We start from the raw sequence: 17913 nt of genomic DNA, 5'->3' as shown, positions 1-17913 counted from the left end.
GCTGTGAAGTGCCACTGGAGTGCCACTAGAAAACCGTCATTTACGTGTCACCTGTGACGACGGTGTGATCGCCCTCTGAGCTGGCACGATGCTGGTTCTGGTGGTGGCGGGTAGTGAGAATTCTCGGTGGCGTCAAATGGCATCCTGGCAGGACAACCTCTGCGACTTCCTATGTGCTTCGATGTGCCGTTTTGGGGTGGTTCGTTTCGTGGGTGTGTGGAAGGGATGGCCGAGGTGCCGAGCAACTGCGTTTAGCCTGCCCACCGTTGACCGTCGAGGGTTCGAGGCCAGTTCCCGGGCATCCGGCCACGATTCCTCCGGTCCGCCGACAAGGGGCCGATGCTGGCGCGGCAGAGTCAAGAGGGTTCGGTGCCCTGCAGACGCATCTCTTCCTTGAGCTCGTCCAGGTCCCGCAGCGCTCCCTCATCGGGCATCCACGTTGTCAGTGCGACCTGCGAGCATGATGAGCTAGGCAGCTGATGAGCAGCATGCCTCGTGTGAGGTAAGGGAGTTGGAGCAGTGAACACCGTGCGGGCTCGGGTATGGCGATTCTCGGTGGAGACGCAGACGGTAAGGGCTCAGTCGATCGGGGAGGGCGCCCTGCCGGTCTCGCTTGCCCGCCTGCTCCACATCAACGCCATGGCCTGCGACCCGCACCGCACGCTCAGCTACTGGACCCGACGGTCCGAGGTGCGCTTGATGGCCAGCTATCTTCACGCGCCAGACGGCGGCAGTCCGCTTCTCGTTGACCACCAAGCGTTCGAGGCCAGCTCCCGGCACATACGCAGCTTCGTCAACGAGGGCTCGGGGCTGGGAATGCTGACGGCGGCGGGGGAGTCCCTGTTCGCCTGGAAGGACGGAGCGCACGACCTCCACAACTTCGACGCGCTGCCCAAACACCTGCTCGGCCACTACCGGCCGACCGGAGTCCGCCCCGACCTGCTGTTCCACCTGCCCGCGGGCCCCGTGGCCGGTGAGGCTCGCGGCAGACACCGCCGTGCCGCGCAGCTGCTGCCCGAACGGCTGCTTGCCGGCCAGAAGCAGCGGCTGCGCGAACTGGCCTCTTGGTCCGCCGCGCACCGTGACCACACCTACTTCATGAGCTGGGTGTGGATCGGCCCCTCCGGCATCGCGGTCGACATCTTCCTGCCCGAAGGCGGCCCGTGGAACGGTGCGCTGGATGCCCAGTGGATGAGGGAGCACGCACAGGAAGGACCGGCGACGCGGTTCCCTTTGCACGAGCCGCGTGAGCAACGGGCGGCACGACGGCGCGCACCACAGGATCCGGGGGCGGCAGAGGAGCGCATCGCTTACGTCGGACAAGCATCGGATGATGGTCCGCGCGAGTTGCGGACGGCACTCAACATCTTCTCCGAGGTCTACCAGACGCACGAGGGCGGTGCCCCGATTCCTCCAGGCTCGCCGCAACAGCAGGCCGCGGGCGTGATGGAGTGGCTCTACGAGACGGCTCCCGCGGGTGACGGGGCCGCGCTGGCCGGCATTCTCGTCCGAGGAACCTGGGCGGCGGCGGACGCTGCGGGCCCGGCCCGGCACGCGGTCCTCCTGGGCGTCCTCGCCGAGCAGCCGCCACGGCAGGCCGCAGTGCGCGATCGCCTGGCCCGCGCCGAGGGCCACTTCGACGCCTGCCTGGACGGCCGCCTGCTCACCGTCGTCCGCCCTGCCGCCTCGCCCGTCCCGTCCTGGCGGGACCTGGAACGGGCGCTGCTGGAGGAGTGAAATGCGGCTTCCACGCCGCCACGACCTCAAGCGGGCGAAGGCGGAGCGGCTCGTGGCCGGTGTCGGTGCCCGGCCGGCCGTGCCGCCGGCTAGGGCGGCGTCGGCCTGTCCGGCCCGACCAGTTCGCTCCAGCCTTCGGGGAAGGGCGCCGCGGCGTCGGCGGGGGGTGGCGTTCCCACCGGAGCCGTGTACACCTTCGCCTCTTGGGCGAAGGTGGTCTCCTTAAGGACCACGGGCTGGTCCAGCGCCGCGGGGCTGAGCTCCAACCTCTGCGCCGCGTGCAGCGCGCGGATGCTGTCCAGCAGCTCGATCGTGGCGAGGGTGGTCCATGCGATCAGCGGCACGGCCGCCCGGAACCGCTCCTGGAGCCCGAAGGGGTCCGCCCCTGCGCGTCTGCCGGCGTCGTGGTGGACAACGTCTCCGTAGATCCACGCGTGCGCGAGGGAGATGTCATTCATCTCCCCCCGCCGGCCTGTCGCCGGGTCGTGCACCGTCACCTGGTAGCCGCCGTCTGCCTCGGCATCAGTCTCCTCGACGCGTCGCCTCCACTGGGCCCGCAGCGCCTTCATCTGAGCTGGGACGGTGCCCTCGCGGACGAAGTACGCGATAGCCGTCAGCGCCTTGTCGTAATGACACTGCTCCCCTTTGAGCAGCAGCGGCCGGACGCGTGCCGCCGCGGACTCCACGACTTCTTCGGGAGGCAGTTCCTGCCGAACAGTGATCTGCTGACTGTCGGAGACGATGCTCCACTCGCTGTTCGCCAGACTCCGCAACGCCTCGCGGTCCTGCACCAGAGAGTGAGCTTCGATACGGCGGGCGCGCACGACAAACGCCTCGAGACGAGCGCGGTGCCTGGCATCTGCCGTCTCGTTGCGATCATTGGCCATCGGGATCCTCAACATTCAGGTCAACGACACAGACACTCACCGCGGGCACGGCGGAAGCGCACAGACGCCCCGAGCCGCAAGACCGGAGCATCGGGCCGCAGGCCATGGCCTCCCCTGTCGGGCGGCGCGATCACCGGCACCCTTTCGCTCTCATCGGACAATCATGACAGATGCCTGAAACCTCCCCAGGCTGCCTGGCCTGCCGCCGGCCGCGCCCGGGCGGCCGGGGAGTGCGTCGACAGCCGGGCCGTGGCTGTGTTCGGTGGGCGGCGTGGCGGAGTCCAGGGCCCGGCGCCCCCGTCGACACGGCGCGCCGGGCGGCGCTGGACTGGTACCGGGTACGCGAACGCCCCAGGCGCCGACGCCGGCCGAGGCACCCCCTCCCGCCGCGGCCGGCGCCCACCGGGCCGCCGGCCGCGGCGGGAATAGGGGCGACCTCGTGGCAGGCCCTGTACGTGTCCCGCCACGCATGTGCGGGACTGCTGCCTGCCCAGCTCGCGTCCAACGGGCGCAGACGATTACCGCTCAGAGCTGGGTGCACAATCCGGGCCCGCGTCCGCCGACGTCGGCGCGAGACGGGCGAGTGCGCGCCGTCCCAGGGCTTGGACATCATCGAGGGCCGGATCCAGGGCGGTCACCTCACCCTGGAAGGCCTCCAGCCTTCCGGGCTCGGTGCAGACGGCGATCAGCAAGGGAATGAACACCTTCCAGGCCTCGGCCGGAGGGCGACGGCTGATGGAAGCAGCGCAGTCCAGGTAGTCGCGCAAGCGCGGGCTTTTTGCCCGGGCCCGTTCGACATGCTGCAGTGCGGGGTCCTGCAGCCCGGTGCGAGAGGCCAGGCGCAGAGGTAGCGCAGACTCCACCAACACGGCGAGCACGTCGCGCACTGTGCAGAGGGTGTCGAAATCCACCTCGTTCAGCCGGCTGGCTCTGGCGGCGGTGAGCCCCCAGGCCGGCAGGGCCCACCCGTCACCGAGACGCTCGTCCTGCACGGCCGCGGCCGTCATCTCAGCGAATGCCTGTGCGGAGAAAAGTGCGTCTTCTTCTGTCCCGTATGAGTTTTGGAGGGACGCCATCAGCACATCCACGCCGAGCTCTTCCGCACTTGAGACTGCGGCTGCCGCGAACATTGCCAGTCCACGTGCGTCGGCACGACTGTGCGGATCAGAGGGATCACGGCGACCATCCGTGCGGCGCCTCACCCGGTGATGCCGCCTCAGGAAATAGGCGTGTGCAGCGGCGAGTGCGGCCTCCGCCCGTCGGTCGGGATCGTCCCCCGCGCCTTCGGCCGCCCGCTCAGCGAAGGCTACGGCACTGCCGCGGTCCTGGCTCACGTACCACAGCAATGCCTTCTGGACTCCGCGTTCAGGAAGCGGGACCCAGGTGGCAACGAAGGCCTCGGCACACCGGGGATGCACGGTGAACACCTGCAGGACAGCCTTCTCAAGACGCTTCTTCCCCGTCGTGACCAAGGCCAGAGCCTCGGCCGCCACAGCCGAATCAGGCGTGAGCCCCGACACCGAACCGGCGCCCCTGCCCAGCCCGCGCGCGGGCTGCCAGGGAAGGGCCCCGAACTCACGCCAGCGCCGGATCTTGGCCCAGCTCACGTCCAGGCCCCGGGCCGACAGCAGGTCCGACAGCGCCCCCTCAGCCGCACTCGGCTCCTTCCACGCCACAAGGCCACCTTAATTAGAACCCCGCGATTTCACCGCCTGGTTGCCGGGACCCGGGATGGCCTACTGGGGCACGCGACCGACGCCCCGCCAACGGCTCGGGAGCGACGCGCTGTCAACTGCCCCTCACCAGGAGGACCCATGCCACGACCTCTGTCCCACACCGGCCGCCGCATGCTGCGTGCCGCAGGCTTCGCAATGCTGCGCGGCGCCGCCTACGCAGCCGGCAGCGCCGTCACGACCGGCGTGCTCGTGTGGCTGGCCTCGCGCTGAAGTCTCCGGCGGGAGACGTTCTCACCGCTCGCCCGCGGTAGGACTTCCTCTCCTACCCGCCGGCCGTAAGGCCAGGCCGCTGCCCGTAACCCGCGGCCCGTCCGACCGCGGGCCGGTGCGGCGCCGCGGGGTCGCGGACGGGCGTTGGGCCATGGCAACGTCACGCGCGGAGGCGTGGCGCACGGTGTCGTGAGGCTGCGGCAGTGGAGTGCAGCGGCCGGTTGCGAAAACGTTGCCGCAACCCGGACAGGAGCGGCGGCGCGCATGAGGCCGCTGCGGTGTCAGTGCAGGTCGTCGAAGAGGGAGCCCTGGGAAGGAGGTGCGTTGCGTGGGCGGGGGAGGGGCTTGCGCTGGTGCGGAGGCGGGGGAGGAGTGCCGGTGGCGCCGTCGGTCAAGGCGTACTGGCAGGCGGCCCGCAGGTCCGGCAAGTGCATCTGCGCACCCATCAGGCCGAGGAAGTCCGCGACGCTCCAGTCGATGAGAGCGCCCTGGCGCGAGAGATAGAGCCCCACGGTGCCGATGCCGTAGCTGTCGCTGTAATCCAGCAGAAGGTAGCCGGCCAACTGGTAGAGCTCGGCGCGACCGAGGCGCTCGGGGCGGATGGTGGCCTTGCAGTCCACCAGCGCTCCGGCCAGGACGAAGTCGGCGTCAGCTCCGCCCACGTGCAGGCTGCCCTCGAAGACCGGTCCGCAGACCCGCTCCGGCGCAGCCAGCTTTCGCAGACGCTCGAACGGGCCGGGCTGCGCCGCCAGTTCCATCTGCCGGCGAATGTCGTCGACGATGTAGGACGGCACGGCACCGACCATGTCCTCCAGGGAGGCGCCGGGCGGGGTCAGGCCCAGGGTGTTGCCGCGTACCCAGCCCGCGTGGCGGAAGATCGCCTCGTAGCTGGAGGCGAGGTGGCACAGCCGAATGAGACGATCCTCGGCCTCGTCCTTAAGAGCCAACGGCTGACCGTCCTCGCTCTCGTACGTGCGCAGCTCTTCCAGCAGCACCGCGCCCGCGGCCTGCACCGTGTCGATGACCTCGCGACTGGGCCACCCGTCATCATCGAGGACCGCCCGCACCACGCCCTCGCTGATCGGTGCGCCGGTGGGTGCTCCGAGACTGATCCTCAGCCGGTGATCAATGGTGTGGCCCAGCATCCGGTACTCCGGACGCTGCCCCGCACCAGCCACCGGCTTCACCGGCGCGGCATAGCGCGCCAGACGCGCACGGTAGTCACTCAACACGTCCTCGGCTAAGGGCAGATGCTCGGCCAGGAATCGGGACATCGCCGAATTGGGGTCCTTGAGACAGGAGGTGAGGCTCATGCGTGCATCGTGCCGCACACCGCCGACACCGCGTCCGACAGTCGCAGAGGGTACTGGAGGGTAGCCGAAACTTTGCGTCATCCCTTCTCAGGTGGCGCCACCCCCGTTGTCAGACCCTGCCCCTACAGTGCCCCGCCCCTGCCGCGCCGCAGGGCAGGCGGACACGAGAACACCTCGACTGACTCACACGCTGACGTGGTAAGACTCTTCAACAGGCGGCGCTGGAACACCACTTCGTGAATGGCCCCGCCCCGGTCACTGGGCGGGCGCTACACGCGTTGCATCCATGCCGGTGCACGACGATCGAATGACCGGAAAGATCATGCAGGGGCCGGTCGCGCCCTACGTTCGAATCGCTCGACGCACCACCCGCGTCCCGCGCATCTGGCCGGACACCGCCTGCAACACCGCCCAGGCGCAGGCCATTTCGCCTCTTGCCGCCGCCCTCACCGGGGCAGCCCGGGGGCGGACCGCCTGACCGTGCTGCGCTCCCCCTCTCGGGCAGCGCCACAAGAACGGAACCCAGTCAGCCCCGGCCCTGTCGGCACACGCGCTGTGCCTGCCATGACGCCGCACGGGCTGCCGGACGAACCAAGGAGGACCATGGGCTTCGGCAAATACGGTGCGCAAGGCGTACACGGCGCCACGGCACTGGCCAGCGCACTGGACAGACGGGTCTTCGCAGGCGACCACTGGAAGACGCCGGAGGAGAAACACCGACGCGCACTGATCTACCTCACCCGCTCAGCGGCCGGCTACCGGGCCATGGAGGACGCAGGCATCACCGCCGATGCCCGCACGCTTCTCGCGTGGCTGTCCCAGACCCGCGCCCCCAGCCGGGACCGGCAGGCCCGCCTGGAGACCGCCTACCAGACGCTGCGGCGACGCAACGTCGCGCCGGCCCTGACCCGGTCGCTGAACGCAGGCGGCGGCACCCGCATCGAGATCTACCCCGTCGATGAGACCGAGGTCCAGATGTGCCACCGGCGCGTCGTGCCGTGGCGCCGCAAGAACATCTACCGCTGGAACACCATCGTGGCCGCGTGGTCGGTGGGGGACCAGATGCGCTTGGCCGCGGCGTGGGAGGACACCATCTGCGACCTGGACTCGGACTGGCGCAAGTACGAGTACGGCTCCTACATCGGCATGCCCATCTGACGCGGCCGGCCCACGCTCACAGCCCTTCTTGTTCTCAGGAGCAGCCCCCTCATGGATGAGCAACCACCCGACAGCGCGTCGGCCGCCCACCCCCAGGCCGCCACACGCCGCCGGGAGCGGCAGATGCTGACCACCCCGGCGATCCGCCACCTGATGACGCTGGACGCCCGCGGTGAGCTCACCACCGCCCACGTCCGGCTGGTGGCCCAGACCCTGGACCTGCACATCCGCACCGTTTGGAAGCGCCTGGCCGACGCCAAAGCCAACGGCACCGCCGAACGCCTCGGCCGCGCCCGCTTCGAGATCACCGAAGACCTCCGCGTCCAACTCGCTTACCATCGAGGCAACATCAAGCGCCTGCACGAGGCACTGCGCGCCGAAGCCGAAGAGAACAACACCACCGCACCCAGCCTGGCCACCCTCTACCGCGCCATTCGCCGCGACCTCGCCCCGGGCGACCTCGCCGGCCTGCGCCAAGGCCTGCCGGCCTCCCGGGGCCACGACCCGCACCTGCGCCGCTCGCCCGTCTGCCGCAACGAGGAGTGGGAGGGCGACCACAAGCAGGTACCCGTCTGGGTGCTGGCCGGCGACCGCCTCCTCAAGCCCTGGGTGACCTGGTTCATCGACTGCTCCACCGCCATGACCATGGGCTGGGCCCTCACCCCGCACTACCCCCACCGCGGGTCCATCCTCGCCGCCCTGCGCTCGGCCATCCTGCGTGATGACACCCACGGACCGGCCGGCGGCCTGCCCCAGCGGCTGCGCATCGACCGCGGCCGCGACTTCCTCGCCCGCGCCGTCCAAGAAGCCCTCGGCGCCTTCGCCGTCGACGTCTACGTCCTGCCCCCCTACACCCCGCACCTCAAAGGCAGCATCGAAAACCTCAACCGCGCAGCCACCAGCATGTTCTTCTCCACCCTGCCCCGCTACACCGGAGCCCAGCGCCTGGATGCCCGTCACCACGCGGGCGAGAACGACCCGCCACTCACCTTCGAAGCCTTCGTCGAGCTGTTCGGGCAGTGGGTGCGCCGCCGCAACGCCGAACACCGCATGACCGCCCGCGGCAACCTCACCCCCCTGGAGCTGTGGAACGAGGACGACACCCCCCTGCGGGAGGCCGCCCCCGAGGACCTGCACGCCTTCCTGCTCGAGGCCGACCGCTCCACCCGCAAGATCCAAGGCCACGGCATCCGCTGGCGCGGTCGCGACTACATCGGCCCCTGGATGACCGGCCGCACCGGAACCGACGTCCGCATCCGCTACCAGCCCCACCACGAGGACACCATCGAAGTCTTCGACCTGCATACCCACCGCCACCTGGGCACCGCCCACCTGTCCGACCAGGCCGACCCCGACCAGATCAACGCCGTCTACCAGGCACGCAACGAACGCGCCCAGCGCCTGCGGCGGGACCTGCGGGCCGCCGAGCGGCTGCGCCGCCGCCGCTTCAAGGCCGCCACCGCCCCCGCACCCGCCCAGGCCGAAGGCGCCATGACCCGCAAGGCGGCCACCGAAGAACTGCGCACACTGCGCGCCCCGGCCCACCCCGATGAGCTGCCCGAGAACTACATGCCGCGCCGGCTCGCCCCTGGCGCCGGATGGGTCATCCCCACCACCCCCTGTAAAACCACCTCCGAAGAGGACTCTTATGAGAGCTGAGCTCCCGCCCGGCACCCACTCCCGGATCCTGCGCCCGAAGGGCATCCACTGGCGCGGCCGGCTCCACCACGCGAGTTGGATCACCGGCCAAGTCACCGCCCAGGTCCTGGTGCGCCCCCGCACCTCCCCGGGAGACGGCATCGACGTCTATCACCCCAGCGGCCGCCTCTTGGGCACCGCCGTGCCCCTCCCCCCTGCCTCAACCGAAGGAGCATCCATGACCGACACCGGCAGCAGCCCTGAGACCGACCCCGGCACCGGCAGTGAGACTGCGCCCGTGGCCGCCGACACAGGCGGAGCCGAGCCCGACTTCTACCTCAACCTGGCCGACGCCCGCGTCGTCGCCACCGAGGCCCTCCTGGAGGCCGGGGAGAACATCGCCGACACCATCGACGCCCGCGCCATGTCCTGCATCTACGGCGACGCCGGCCTGGGCAAGACCTTCTCCGTCCTGGCCGCCTTGAAGGAAGTGGCCGCGGACCTGGTGCTGTTCTTGCAGTTCCGCTCCCGGCCCACCCCGCGTGACATCCGTTTGGAACTGTTCAACCTCCTCAACCTCGACGGCAAGGCACCCACTCACCCCAGCGAGTTCGACACCCTCCTCAAAAACTCCCTCGCCCGCCGCCCCTACGTCCTGGCCTTCGACGAAGCCCAGCAGTTCAGCCGCGAGTGCTTCGAATTCGTCCGCCACCTGTGGGACACCGGTAAGGGAGCCAACCGCCCCGCCGTCCTCTTCATCGGCGGCGAGGAGTGCTACAAGACCCTCTACAACGAACCCGCCCTCGCCTCCCGGATCTACATCTGGCAGGAATTCACCCCGATGGAAGCGGAGGAAGTCCTCAAGAACATCCCGCACTTCCACCCCCTGTGGGCCAACGCCTCACCCGAACTGATCAATTACATCGACCAGGAAGCCGGCGCCGGCACCTTCCGCATGTGGTCCAAGATCACCTACCACATCCTCGAGGGCATGAAGCGCCGCGGCCTGGACGAAGTCGACGAGACCATCGCCGCTGGGCCATCCGCCGGGTCCGGCCCCCCAGGCAGCGCCATCGCCGGGACGAAGGCCGATGACCCCCACCGACCCCACCGGGCACACCACGGCCCGGCACTACCTCAACCTCCCCCAGGCCCGCACCGTGACCACCTCACAGGTGCGGGCCGTCGCCCACGCCCTTGCCGCCGCCGTCGAACAGCAGATCATGATGTGCCTGAGCGGCGCCCCCGGCAGCGGAAAAACCTTCACCCTTCACACCCTGACCGCCCAGCACCCCCACTGGCACACCCTGCCCCTGCTCGTCCGCCCCCAGGCCCGCCCCGAAGACCTGCGCACCCGCCTCTACCGCGCCCTGCGCCTGCCCGGCCACGCGCCCAAGAACCCCGGCATCTGCGACGACCTGATCCGCCACGCCCTGCACCACCCCGCCCGGCTGCTGGCCATCGACGAAGCCCACCAGCTCTCCGCCTCCTGTCTGGAATACCTCCGCTTCCTCCACGACGATCCCCACACCCGCCTCGCCGTGCTCCTGCTGGCCAGCGACCACCGCCTCAAAGCCCTGCGCGCTCAGCCCGTGCTGACCAGCCGCGTCCGCACCTGGCACCACCTCCAGCCGCTGACCGAGTCCGAACTCCTCACCGTGCTGCCCGCCTTCCACCCCCAGTGGCACGACGCCGACCCTCAGCTGATCACCGCACTCGACACCGCCTGGGCGCACGGCAACTTCCGCCGCTGGGCCTCCCTGACCCACCGCCTGGCCAGCCTCGCCCACCGCACCGGCCGCCCCCAGCACGACGCACACCTGCTGCTGAAGCAACTCCAGCCCCGACCCGCGACAAGGCCATGACTCCAACTGCACACCCCACCCCCGCCACACCTCTCGTCGACCCCAAGGCCTGGGAGCCGGTGTGGTCACCCGACGAGACCGACCCCGCCCTGCCGCCCCTCACCCTCATCTTCGACCCACACGACCACGCCGCGCTCACCGCCACCGCCCTGGCCGCCCACCGGCCCTCCGCCGGACGCATCACCCTTCACCCCACCCCCCTGTCCACGACCAGAGCCCTCCTGGCCCACGACCTGCTGCGCGCCTATGGCAAACACCTGCCCGCCCCGGAAGACCTCCACCCCGCACCAGGATGGACCCACCACAACGATGACAGCTGGCGCAACACCGCTGCCTGGACCACCGCACTCGGCATCACCCACCTGATCATCTGCCGCGCCCACCGCCTCAGCTCCGGCGACATCCAACACCTGCTGGCCCTGCGCGAACACGCCCGGCTGAAGCTGACCCTGCTCTGCCACGGCACCTTCACCCACAACGCCCAGCAACTGCTCTCCGCCGTCCGCCACCACGACCTCGACACCCCCGAAGCCGCCCTGCAACACCTCCAGCAGCCCCCACCGCCTCCCGCGGCCGGCACCTACCCGTGGTGGCAGGCACATACCTCCTTCCCCGCCCGACCGGAGGAGACCTGGTTCCGCCTGCCGACCCCGCCCAGCGGCCGCCGCCACCGCTGGGAAGACCGGCACTACGCCATGATCGCCACCCAGCCGCCCCCCGACGCGCACATTCTCCCCCTGCCACCGACCCGCTGGGACCACACCCACCCCCACCTCGCGCTAGCCATCGCACGCATCCACAACCGCATCGCCCACCCCGTGCACGCCGCACGAGTCGCCCTGCACCTCCTGACCGGCACGCCCCCCGACCAGCTCAACCACCTCCCTCACACAGACCTCACCACCGCCAGCCCCGACCACGACCAAGCCCCCTCTGCAGACCTGCCCCCCTGGGTACGGCCCCTGACCCAGGCCGCACTCGCCCTCATCGAGCTGCGCGGCTACGCCCACGCCAACAACCCCCTGTTCATCCCTAAATGGGAAGAGCACGAGGTAAGCCAGGCCCTCGAATACTGCCGCCTCCTCCTGCCGCCACCGACCCCCACCCCCTCTGCCGCGCGCAGACGACCAGCCAAACGGCGCTGACCACCGGCCGCACAAGGCCTCCACGGTCACCCCGACCGGCCATCACCCCATCCACCCCGACCAGGAGCCGACATGCACCCCGCCTTCGACCCCGAATCCATCACCGACGCCCTCGACCGCGCTGACATGGACCTATGGACACGCCAACCACCCCGCTCAGACAGCGTCCGCCTGCGCTTCCTCCTCTCCCGTCACACCGGCCACAATGCCCTGGCCGCCCGCCTGCACATCTCACCCGCCGAACTACAGGCAGCACTTCCCGGACGGCGGCGAGCCCCCAGCGAGCAACTGCACCACGCCATCACGCGGGAGGTGGCCCGGCTGTGGCAGCCGCGAGTGCGTAGCGAAGCCCACTCTGTGCTCTCCGTACAAGGCGGCATGACGGTGCACTTCCGAGGATGGTTCGGATTCACCGGAGCCGCCGGCACCTCCGACGCCGGCCGCTTCCGCCTCCTCACCCAACAACTGCCCACCCCCTACATCGGCCGACTGTTCCGGGCGCGGGAGCGTGAGGAGGATGAGGAGACCCTCCGCGGCATCGTCGCGGATGCGGTCGGTGAGGCCTACTTCCGCGTCTCACCCACAGGAGGGCTGCGCATGGTGGAGCTCAAGGGCATCGACTACATCGAGTTCGCCTACTGAGCCCGCCGCCGGTCCGGTCGTTGTCAGTGGGAGCTGGCACGATCACGGGCATGACACCGTTGCTTCTCGCCGACATTGAACGCACTGTGCGCAGCAGTGCGGGTGCCCCGACGTGCACGCCCGGGTTCCGGTCGTACTGGACCAGGGGCCATCCGGCCCGGGACGGAGAAGGCCGCGGGGAGTCGGAGCAAGGGGACGCTGCGTGACGCGGGTGGGATATGACCAGCGGGTCCTGACGCTTGTCGAGGTTCGTGGTGGTGAGGTGGACTGGGCCGAGGCCGAGGAACATTTCGAGGCGCACGGATGGCCCGTGCGAGGCCATCACCTTTGTGGAGAAGGCCCCTGGGAGGAGGTGTTGGAGTCTGATCCGTCCTCGCGTGTGTACGAGGTCGAGGTGCGCTTGTTCGGCTCGGCGCGAGGCTGTGATCGGGGCGCCGCCCAGCGCGTGCGGAAGGCGATGCGGGCTGCACGGCTGGAGGCCTACGTACGCTACGCACAGCCCCTGGTCCGCGACCGGGAGATGATGACGCAGTGGCGCGCCTACGACGCGCGCTGGCGGCATCAGGCGCAGGACCCCGGGACGCGGGACGAGTGGCGCTACCGCATCAAGAGCTGGGCCGCCCGTGGCGGATGGTGGGACACCCGCATCCGAGTCTCCGGCACGCCGAGAGAGGCACTGCACCTGGCCCGTCGCGGCGCCCCGGCTGCCGACCGCACCTCCCATACCACCCTCGCCGTGCGCCCCTTGGACGGACGGTGGCGGAGCCCGGAGAAATTTCGGCCCGAGGATGAGACCAATCGCCGTATCGCCCTGCACTGCGTGGGGCTGTTCGCGTCGATGGCGGCTGCCGTGTTCGCCTTTAGCAGCACCGGCAGCGGATGGTGGGTCTGGGGCACCGTGACGGTGGTGGCCATGGCCGCGGGGCTCTGGACCGGAATCCGGATCCATCGGGAGGGGTGGTGGGCGGGGGCGCTGGGCTCGGTCGCGGCGCTGGTCTTCTTCCTGGCACTCGGCCTGGGACACCTGGGCGAGGACGGGCAGGGGTGGAGCCGCCAACAGGTCTTCTTCACGGGCCTGATCGCGGCGGTCCTCGTCGGCTTGTGGCTGCTCGTGCGCCAGTGGACGTGGGGCGAGTGGGTGGCCTGGGCCGTGCCGCTCGTGGCTTCGCTGGTCGCCTCGTCCTTCATCGCTGCCGGGTCCGTCCTGCACGCCATCTACGCCGATACCCTGGGCCTCTCGCCGGACGACCTCGAGGTGCCGCCCATCTGGCAGGTCGCTGCGGCAGTGAAACTGCTGTCGCTGCTGAGTGTGATCATGCTGCTTCCCGCTTGGTGGGGCTTCGCCAGGCATTGGCATCACCCGTATGCCAGCCCCGGAGAGCGCTTCAATGGCGCCCTGTATGTGCTGTTGCTGCTGGTTTTCGTCCTCGTGGCTGCGGTTCGTGCCACGCATTCCGCGGAGGCGGCCGTCGACAAGACGGTGGCTGCGGCGCAACGAGGCGAGAACCCGCCGGCGTACTTCGGTGTCGAACCGGCGTGGACCTGCGTCGAGAGGACGGTAGCGGCGGGACGACTGTCAGGGGAGGGGCCGCGCCTCACCCCGTCGCGCCCCTATCTCTCCTTCGGCGTCGCCCACGGCACTGCCATCTTGTGGGATCCCAAGACACGCGAACCGGTAAAGCTGTCGGCAAGCCAGGTCCGCCTGCTCCCCGCGCACTCTGGATCGGCGAAGTGCCATGCCGATGGGGGTGAACGCGCTTAAGCCGGTACGCACGGGCGGAGACGCCCCGGGCGACTGCGACCGCACCTCTTGCGCCCGACAGACCCATAAACCTGCAGAGTGCGACAAGGCGCCTGGTCCAGATGCTTTGACGGCGCAGGGAGTACCGGTTAGTGTCGGTCCCTGATCAGATATCAGGTTGCGCTTGAGTGGGGGGTGGGTGTGTGCTGCTGACGACCGGGCAGGCCGCCGAAGCCCTGGGCTGTGCCATCACCACCTTCCGCCGCCTCATCCGCGCCGAGCTGGTGCCGGGCCTGTCCCGCCGCGGTGTACGCGTCATGATCCCGCTGGAGAGCGTCCAGGCGCTCGCCGCCCGCGAGGCGGCTCCGCTGCACCGTCTGCCGGTGCGGGAGATCGCGGTGCTGCGGGTGGATGCGGCAAAGGCGGTGCAGGGGAGCGACCGCGACTGGATCGGCTTCTCCGCCGCATTGCCGCCCGAAGACCTGCGGAAGGCGTTGCGTGGCTGGTGGCGGTGTGATCCGGTGAGCGTGGCGGCCGGGGGAGTGCTGCCGGTGACGCTGTCCGGCTATGTGGTGGCGGTCCTGACCGGTCTGGAGACGTGGGAGAAGGACGACCGCGGCCGCCACGCCTTCCTCGGGGCACGCCTGGCCGGCCACGTCACCGACCTCGCTGCCCCCACCACCCATCTGGCACCCGGGCCCGCGGCCGACCGCGCGCTCGCGGAGCTGCTTCTTGGCACCCGCCTGCCCTCGGACTCCGGCGGTGCCATCGCCTACCGTTCCACCACCCGCTGACCGCACCGTCTTCTTTAGGAACCGACATGGATGCCAAGGCCTACGCCAACGCCCTGGGCGAACTGCGCGCGGTGCGGGATGAGATCAAGAAGGCCCGGGCCGCGCTGGCCAAGCTGGAGGCCGACCGCGACAAGCGGGTCGCCCAGCTGGCGGGCCATGCGAAGGCCAAGGCGGAGCGGATCGCCCCGGCCGCCGGGCTGAGCTTGGCCGAAGTCGTCGCCCTCGCCCCGGAACTGGCCCCCGATCACCTCACCGCCATCCCCGCGGCGTCGCAAGAGCTCGCACCGCAGACTCCCACCGAGGACGTGGTGAACGCCCCCGCCCCGGCGCCCGCGCCGGAGGTTCCGGTTGCCGGAGCTGTGGCCCCGACAATGTATCCCGCCGCTCCTGCCGCCGGCCCAGCAACCGGGAGCGTGCCGCCCCAGACGCCCGGGTCCCTCCCGTCGCCGACGAGCGCCCCGGCCCAGCAGACGCCCCCGGCCGCGCAGGCTTCTGTTCCTGTGCCACCGCCCGCCGCGGCAGCCACCTCGCAGGCCCCCACCATGGCCCCTGCCTCCGAGCCGTCACCGCCGCCTGCCACAGCGCCGCAGGCCCTGGGTGGGCCGCGCACGCTGCCCTCCATTCCCCAAGGCGAGGAGGGGGAGCGGTGGTTCGCCCACACCCCGAACCTGGCCTCCACCCGGCCGAACTTCACTCAGCAGGCCCGCTCCACCGTCTTCCTGGACGCCGCCACCGGACGGATGGTGCACCGCAATCAGACCCACCAGCTGACCCTGCCCACCGCCTCCGCGGCCGAGATCCTCACCGCCGTCTTCCACACCCTGCCTGATGGCGTGGAGCGGATCTACATCACTGCCGGTGATCCCTGGCACCGTGACGCGCACCGTTACCCCTATCTGCGCGATGCGGTCGCCGCTTGGTTGAACGCCCCCACGCCCGGCTGGCGCACCGACACCGGCCGGGGCAAGGACCGGATGGCCGGGCACTTCGTCCACCCCCGCAACCCCGTGGGCCGCTACCAGCGGGAGAACGGCGAGGGCCACGTGGAGATCCGGTCGGTGGGGGAGTGGTTCGACACCGGCGGCGCCGACCCCGAGACCATCCGCGACGCCTTCGTCCTGCTGTGGCAGGCCCTGCGCCACCACTGGAACGACGCCGTGATCATGGGCTCGCCCTCCCAGACCGGCCGGGATCTGTGGACCCGCACCATCCCCCAGCGCGGCCAGTGGGCCGACGGCTACCCGGTCCTCTCCGAGGAACTGCGCGGCCTGCTGCACGCCACCGCCGGCCAGGGCCGCAACGAACTGCTCACCCCGCCCCGCGTCCCCGACCAGCTCCCCGCCCTGTTCGAGTACGACCGCACCTTCGCCTACGCCAAGCACACCTGGAAATCCCCCGTCGGCACCCCCCACCGCATCACCGCAACCACCTTCGCCTCCTGGTCGGAGAAGGAGCAGACCCGCGCCCTGTACGGCTGCGGACACTGGCACGTCCGGGTCACCGTCCCCCACGGCTGGAACCACGTCGGCCTCCTCCCGGCCCCCGCCCCGGGCGAACGCGCCTGGCACTACCCTCACGCCCCCGGCACTACCTTCACCACTTGGGCCGGCGGCGCCGAACTTCACACGGCCCTCACCAACCCCCTCGCCCCCTGGAAGATCGAAATCCTCGACGGCATCCTGTGGGAGGACGGCAAACCCCTGGACGACTGGTCCAAGAAACTCAAGGAAGCCTGGGCAGGCCTGGCCGCCCAGGCCGACCTCGCCGGCACACCCGCCCAGCGCACCGCCGCCCACCTCGCCTCCCGCGCGGTACGGTCCCTGCTGCTCTACGGCATCGGCTCCTTCGCCCAGCGCCCCCGCACCGTCACCGGCACCACGCCCCGCAGCGCCGAACGCGACGTCCCCCCGGACGCCGAGATCATCGGCTTCGACGAGGAGACCATCACCTGGCAACGCGCCACCGGCTTCAGCCGCGACCCCCACGCCCACCCCGAATGGTCCGCCGGGATCTGGTCCGCCGCTCGCGCCGCCCTCCTCACCCAACGCCACCGCGAAGACAACGCCTTCGCCGGGGCCCTGCACACCCCGCCCGGCACCGTCGTCGCCTTCCGCACCGACGCCCTCTACCTCACCCAGCCCCAGAACTGGCCCCACCACGGCAACCCCGGTGACTACCTGCACAAGGGCCACCTCCCCGGCCCCGTGCCCGCCCCCGCCAGCGAAGAGGACCTGCTCTCCCTGCGCGACGCCGGCCGCACTTCCCTCGCCCAAGCCCGCGGGGAGGCTTAAATGCCGCCCCGCTCCCGACGGCGCCCGGCCCGCGGCCGGAAGAAGCCTGAGCTGAACGAAGCCGCGCGCCTGACCGACCAACTCACCGCCGCCGGCTTCACCAAGCGCGACGTCGCCCGCATGCTCGGCCGCGACCCCTCCCTGGTCAGCCAGTTCTACACACGCAACAAAGGCGCCGCCTTCGTCCCCGCCCTCACCCACGTCCTGGCCGCCGTCCAAACCGCCGGCATCATCGAGGTCAGCGAACTCGCAGCCCTGGCCGCACCGCACATCACCCGCCGCACCACCGCCGCCGGCACCCGCGCCCGCGTCCGCTCCAAGGCCGTGCTGGTCACCCCCACCGGCACCGGAACGGGCCGCGTCGGCGCCCAGGCCATCGCCTCCGGCTCCACCCGCCTGCGCCCCCTGATCGCCGAAGCCGCCCGCCAAAACCTCCGCCTGGCCTTCACCGTCCGGATGAACAAGACCGGCTACCTGCACACCTCCGGCAGCCGCACCGACTCACCAGGCATCCGCCGCGACGTCATCCAGCGCACCGACCACACCGAAGAACGCTCCTACGGCTCCGCCGCCACCGGCGGCTTCGCCGCCACCGACGTCGCCGCCCGCGTCGACGCCGCCGGCGGCGACGTCACCGCCGCCATCCACCAATGGCTGACCGAGACCGGCCGCATCGACCCCACCGCGCACATCACCCACCTGGAAATCCGCACCTGGCGCCCTCGCTGACAGCGAGCACGCATCCGCCCACGGCGA

15 protein-coding genes and 1 pseudogene are annotated in these 17913 nt (G+C 70.4%); 13 read left to right on the top strand and 3 right to left on the bottom strand.

What is annotated here, in order from left to right; translation table 11 throughout:
* The first annotated feature begins 555 nt into the window (after positions 1-555).
* Positions 556-1737: a hypothetical protein gene (locus IF04_RS0134425; RefSeq protein ID WP_051831825.1), complete on the top strand. Its 1182-nt coding sequence runs from the start codon at positions 556-558 to the stop codon at positions 1735-1737.
* An 89-nt stretch (positions 1738-1826) separates the two neighbouring features.
* On the opposite strand, the gene IF04_RS0134420 is transcribed toward IF04_RS0134425, so the two are convergent.
* Positions 1827-2624 carry a hypothetical protein gene (locus IF04_RS0134420; protein WP_030267297.1) on the bottom strand — a complete coding sequence of 266 codons (798 nt, stop codon included), beginning with the start codon at positions 2622-2624 and terminating at the stop codon, positions 1827-1829.
* Positions 2625-3142: 518 nt separating this feature from the next.
* Positions 3143-4300 (bottom strand): hypothetical protein, encoded by a 1158-nt coding sequence (locus IF04_RS0134415; protein ID WP_030267296.1) that lies wholly within the window; start codon positions 4298-4300, stop codon positions 3143-3145.
* A gap of 138 nt (positions 4301-4438) precedes the next feature.
* On the opposite strand from IF04_RS0134415, the gene IF04_RS40200 reads away from it, so the two are divergent.
* Complete coding sequence (locus IF04_RS40200) at positions 4439-4570, top strand: hypothetical protein (RefSeq protein WP_281179746.1); 132 nt, start codon at positions 4439-4441, stop codon at positions 4568-4570.
* Positions 4571-4851: 281 nt separating this feature from the next.
* Here the strand turns inward: IF04_RS40200 and IF04_RS0134405 are convergent, their stop codons facing one another.
* Positions 4852-5883 (bottom strand): hypothetical protein, encoded by a 1032-nt coding sequence (locus tag IF04_RS0134405; protein ID WP_157847756.1) that lies wholly within the window; start codon positions 5881-5883, stop codon positions 4852-4854.
* Positions 5884-6190: 307 nt separating this feature from the next.
* On the opposite strand from IF04_RS0134405, the gene IF04_RS38960 reads away from it, so the two are divergent.
* The 11 genes and pseudogenes from IF04_RS38960 (at position 6191) to IF04_RS0134355 (ending at position 17886) form a co-directional block, all read left to right on the top strand.
* On the top strand, positions 6191-6361 hold the full coding sequence (locus tag IF04_RS38960) for a hypothetical protein (protein WP_157847755.1): 171 nt from the start codon (positions 6191-6193) through the stop codon (positions 6359-6361).
* Positions 6362-6486: 125 nt separating this feature from the next.
* A complete protein-coding gene (locus IF04_RS0134400) occupies positions 6487-7041 on the top strand; it encodes a hypothetical protein (protein ID WP_051831824.1) in 555 nt (184 codons plus the stop codon).
* A 51-nt stretch (positions 7042-7092) separates the two neighbouring features.
* Positions 7093-8700 carry a Mu transposase C-terminal domain-containing protein gene (locus IF04_RS0134395; RefSeq protein ID WP_051831823.1) on the top strand — a complete coding sequence of 536 codons (1608 nt, stop codon included), beginning with the start codon at positions 7093-7095 and terminating at the stop codon, positions 8698-8700.
* Positions 8591-9406, top strand: a pseudogene (locus tag IF04_RS40305) (AAA family ATPase); the annotation flags it as partial. The gene IF04_RS0134395 and the pseudogene IF04_RS40305, both read left to right, overlap by 110 nt.
* Before the next feature lie 364 nt (positions 9407-9770).
* Entirely contained in the window at positions 9771-10544 is a 774-nt protein-coding gene (locus tag IF04_RS0134385) for an AAA family ATPase (protein WP_051831822.1), read from the top strand.
* On the top strand, positions 10541-11689 hold the full coding sequence (locus IF04_RS39190; RefSeq protein WP_169746165.1) for a hypothetical protein: 1149 nt from the start codon (positions 10541-10543) through the stop codon (positions 11687-11689). The genes IF04_RS0134385 and IF04_RS39190 overlap by 4 nt, the downstream gene beginning before the upstream one ends.
* Before the next feature lie 72 nt (positions 11690-11761).
* Positions 11762-12331 (top strand): telomere-protecting terminal protein Tpg, encoded by a 570-nt coding sequence (gene tpg, locus IF04_RS0134375; protein WP_030267286.1) that lies wholly within the window; start codon positions 11762-11764, stop codon positions 12329-12331.
* A gap of 202 nt (positions 12332-12533) precedes the next feature.
* Positions 12534-14093 carry a MerC domain-containing protein gene (locus tag IF04_RS38955; RefSeq protein ID WP_063829572.1) on the top strand — a complete coding sequence of 520 codons (1560 nt, stop codon included), beginning with the start codon at positions 12534-12536 and terminating at the stop codon, positions 14091-14093.
* Positions 14094-14275: 182 nt separating this feature from the next.
* Positions 14276-14866 carry a helix-turn-helix domain-containing protein gene (locus IF04_RS0134365; RefSeq protein WP_030267282.1) on the top strand — a complete coding sequence of 197 codons (591 nt, stop codon included), beginning with the start codon at positions 14276-14278 and terminating at the stop codon, positions 14864-14866.
* Between the two features lie 26 nt (positions 14867-14892).
* The gene (locus tag IF04_RS39430) at positions 14893-17157 is read left to right on the top strand and encodes a coiled-coil domain-containing protein (protein ID WP_030267278.1); all 2265 of its coding nucleotides are present in this window, start codon (positions 14893-14895) and stop codon (positions 17155-17157) included.
* Complete coding sequence (locus IF04_RS0134355; protein ID WP_030267274.1) at positions 17158-17886, top strand: hypothetical protein; 729 nt, start codon at positions 17158-17160, stop codon at positions 17884-17886.
* The last annotated feature ends 27 nt before the right edge of the window (positions 17887-17913 follow it).

The sequence above is a fragment of the Streptomyces violens genome (assembly GCF_000717745.1).
GTDB classification, from domain to species: domain Bacteria; phylum Actinomycetota; class Actinomycetes; order Streptomycetales; family Streptomycetaceae; genus Streptomyces; species Streptomyces violens.
This window is presented reverse-complemented; position numbering and strand designations above follow the sequence as displayed.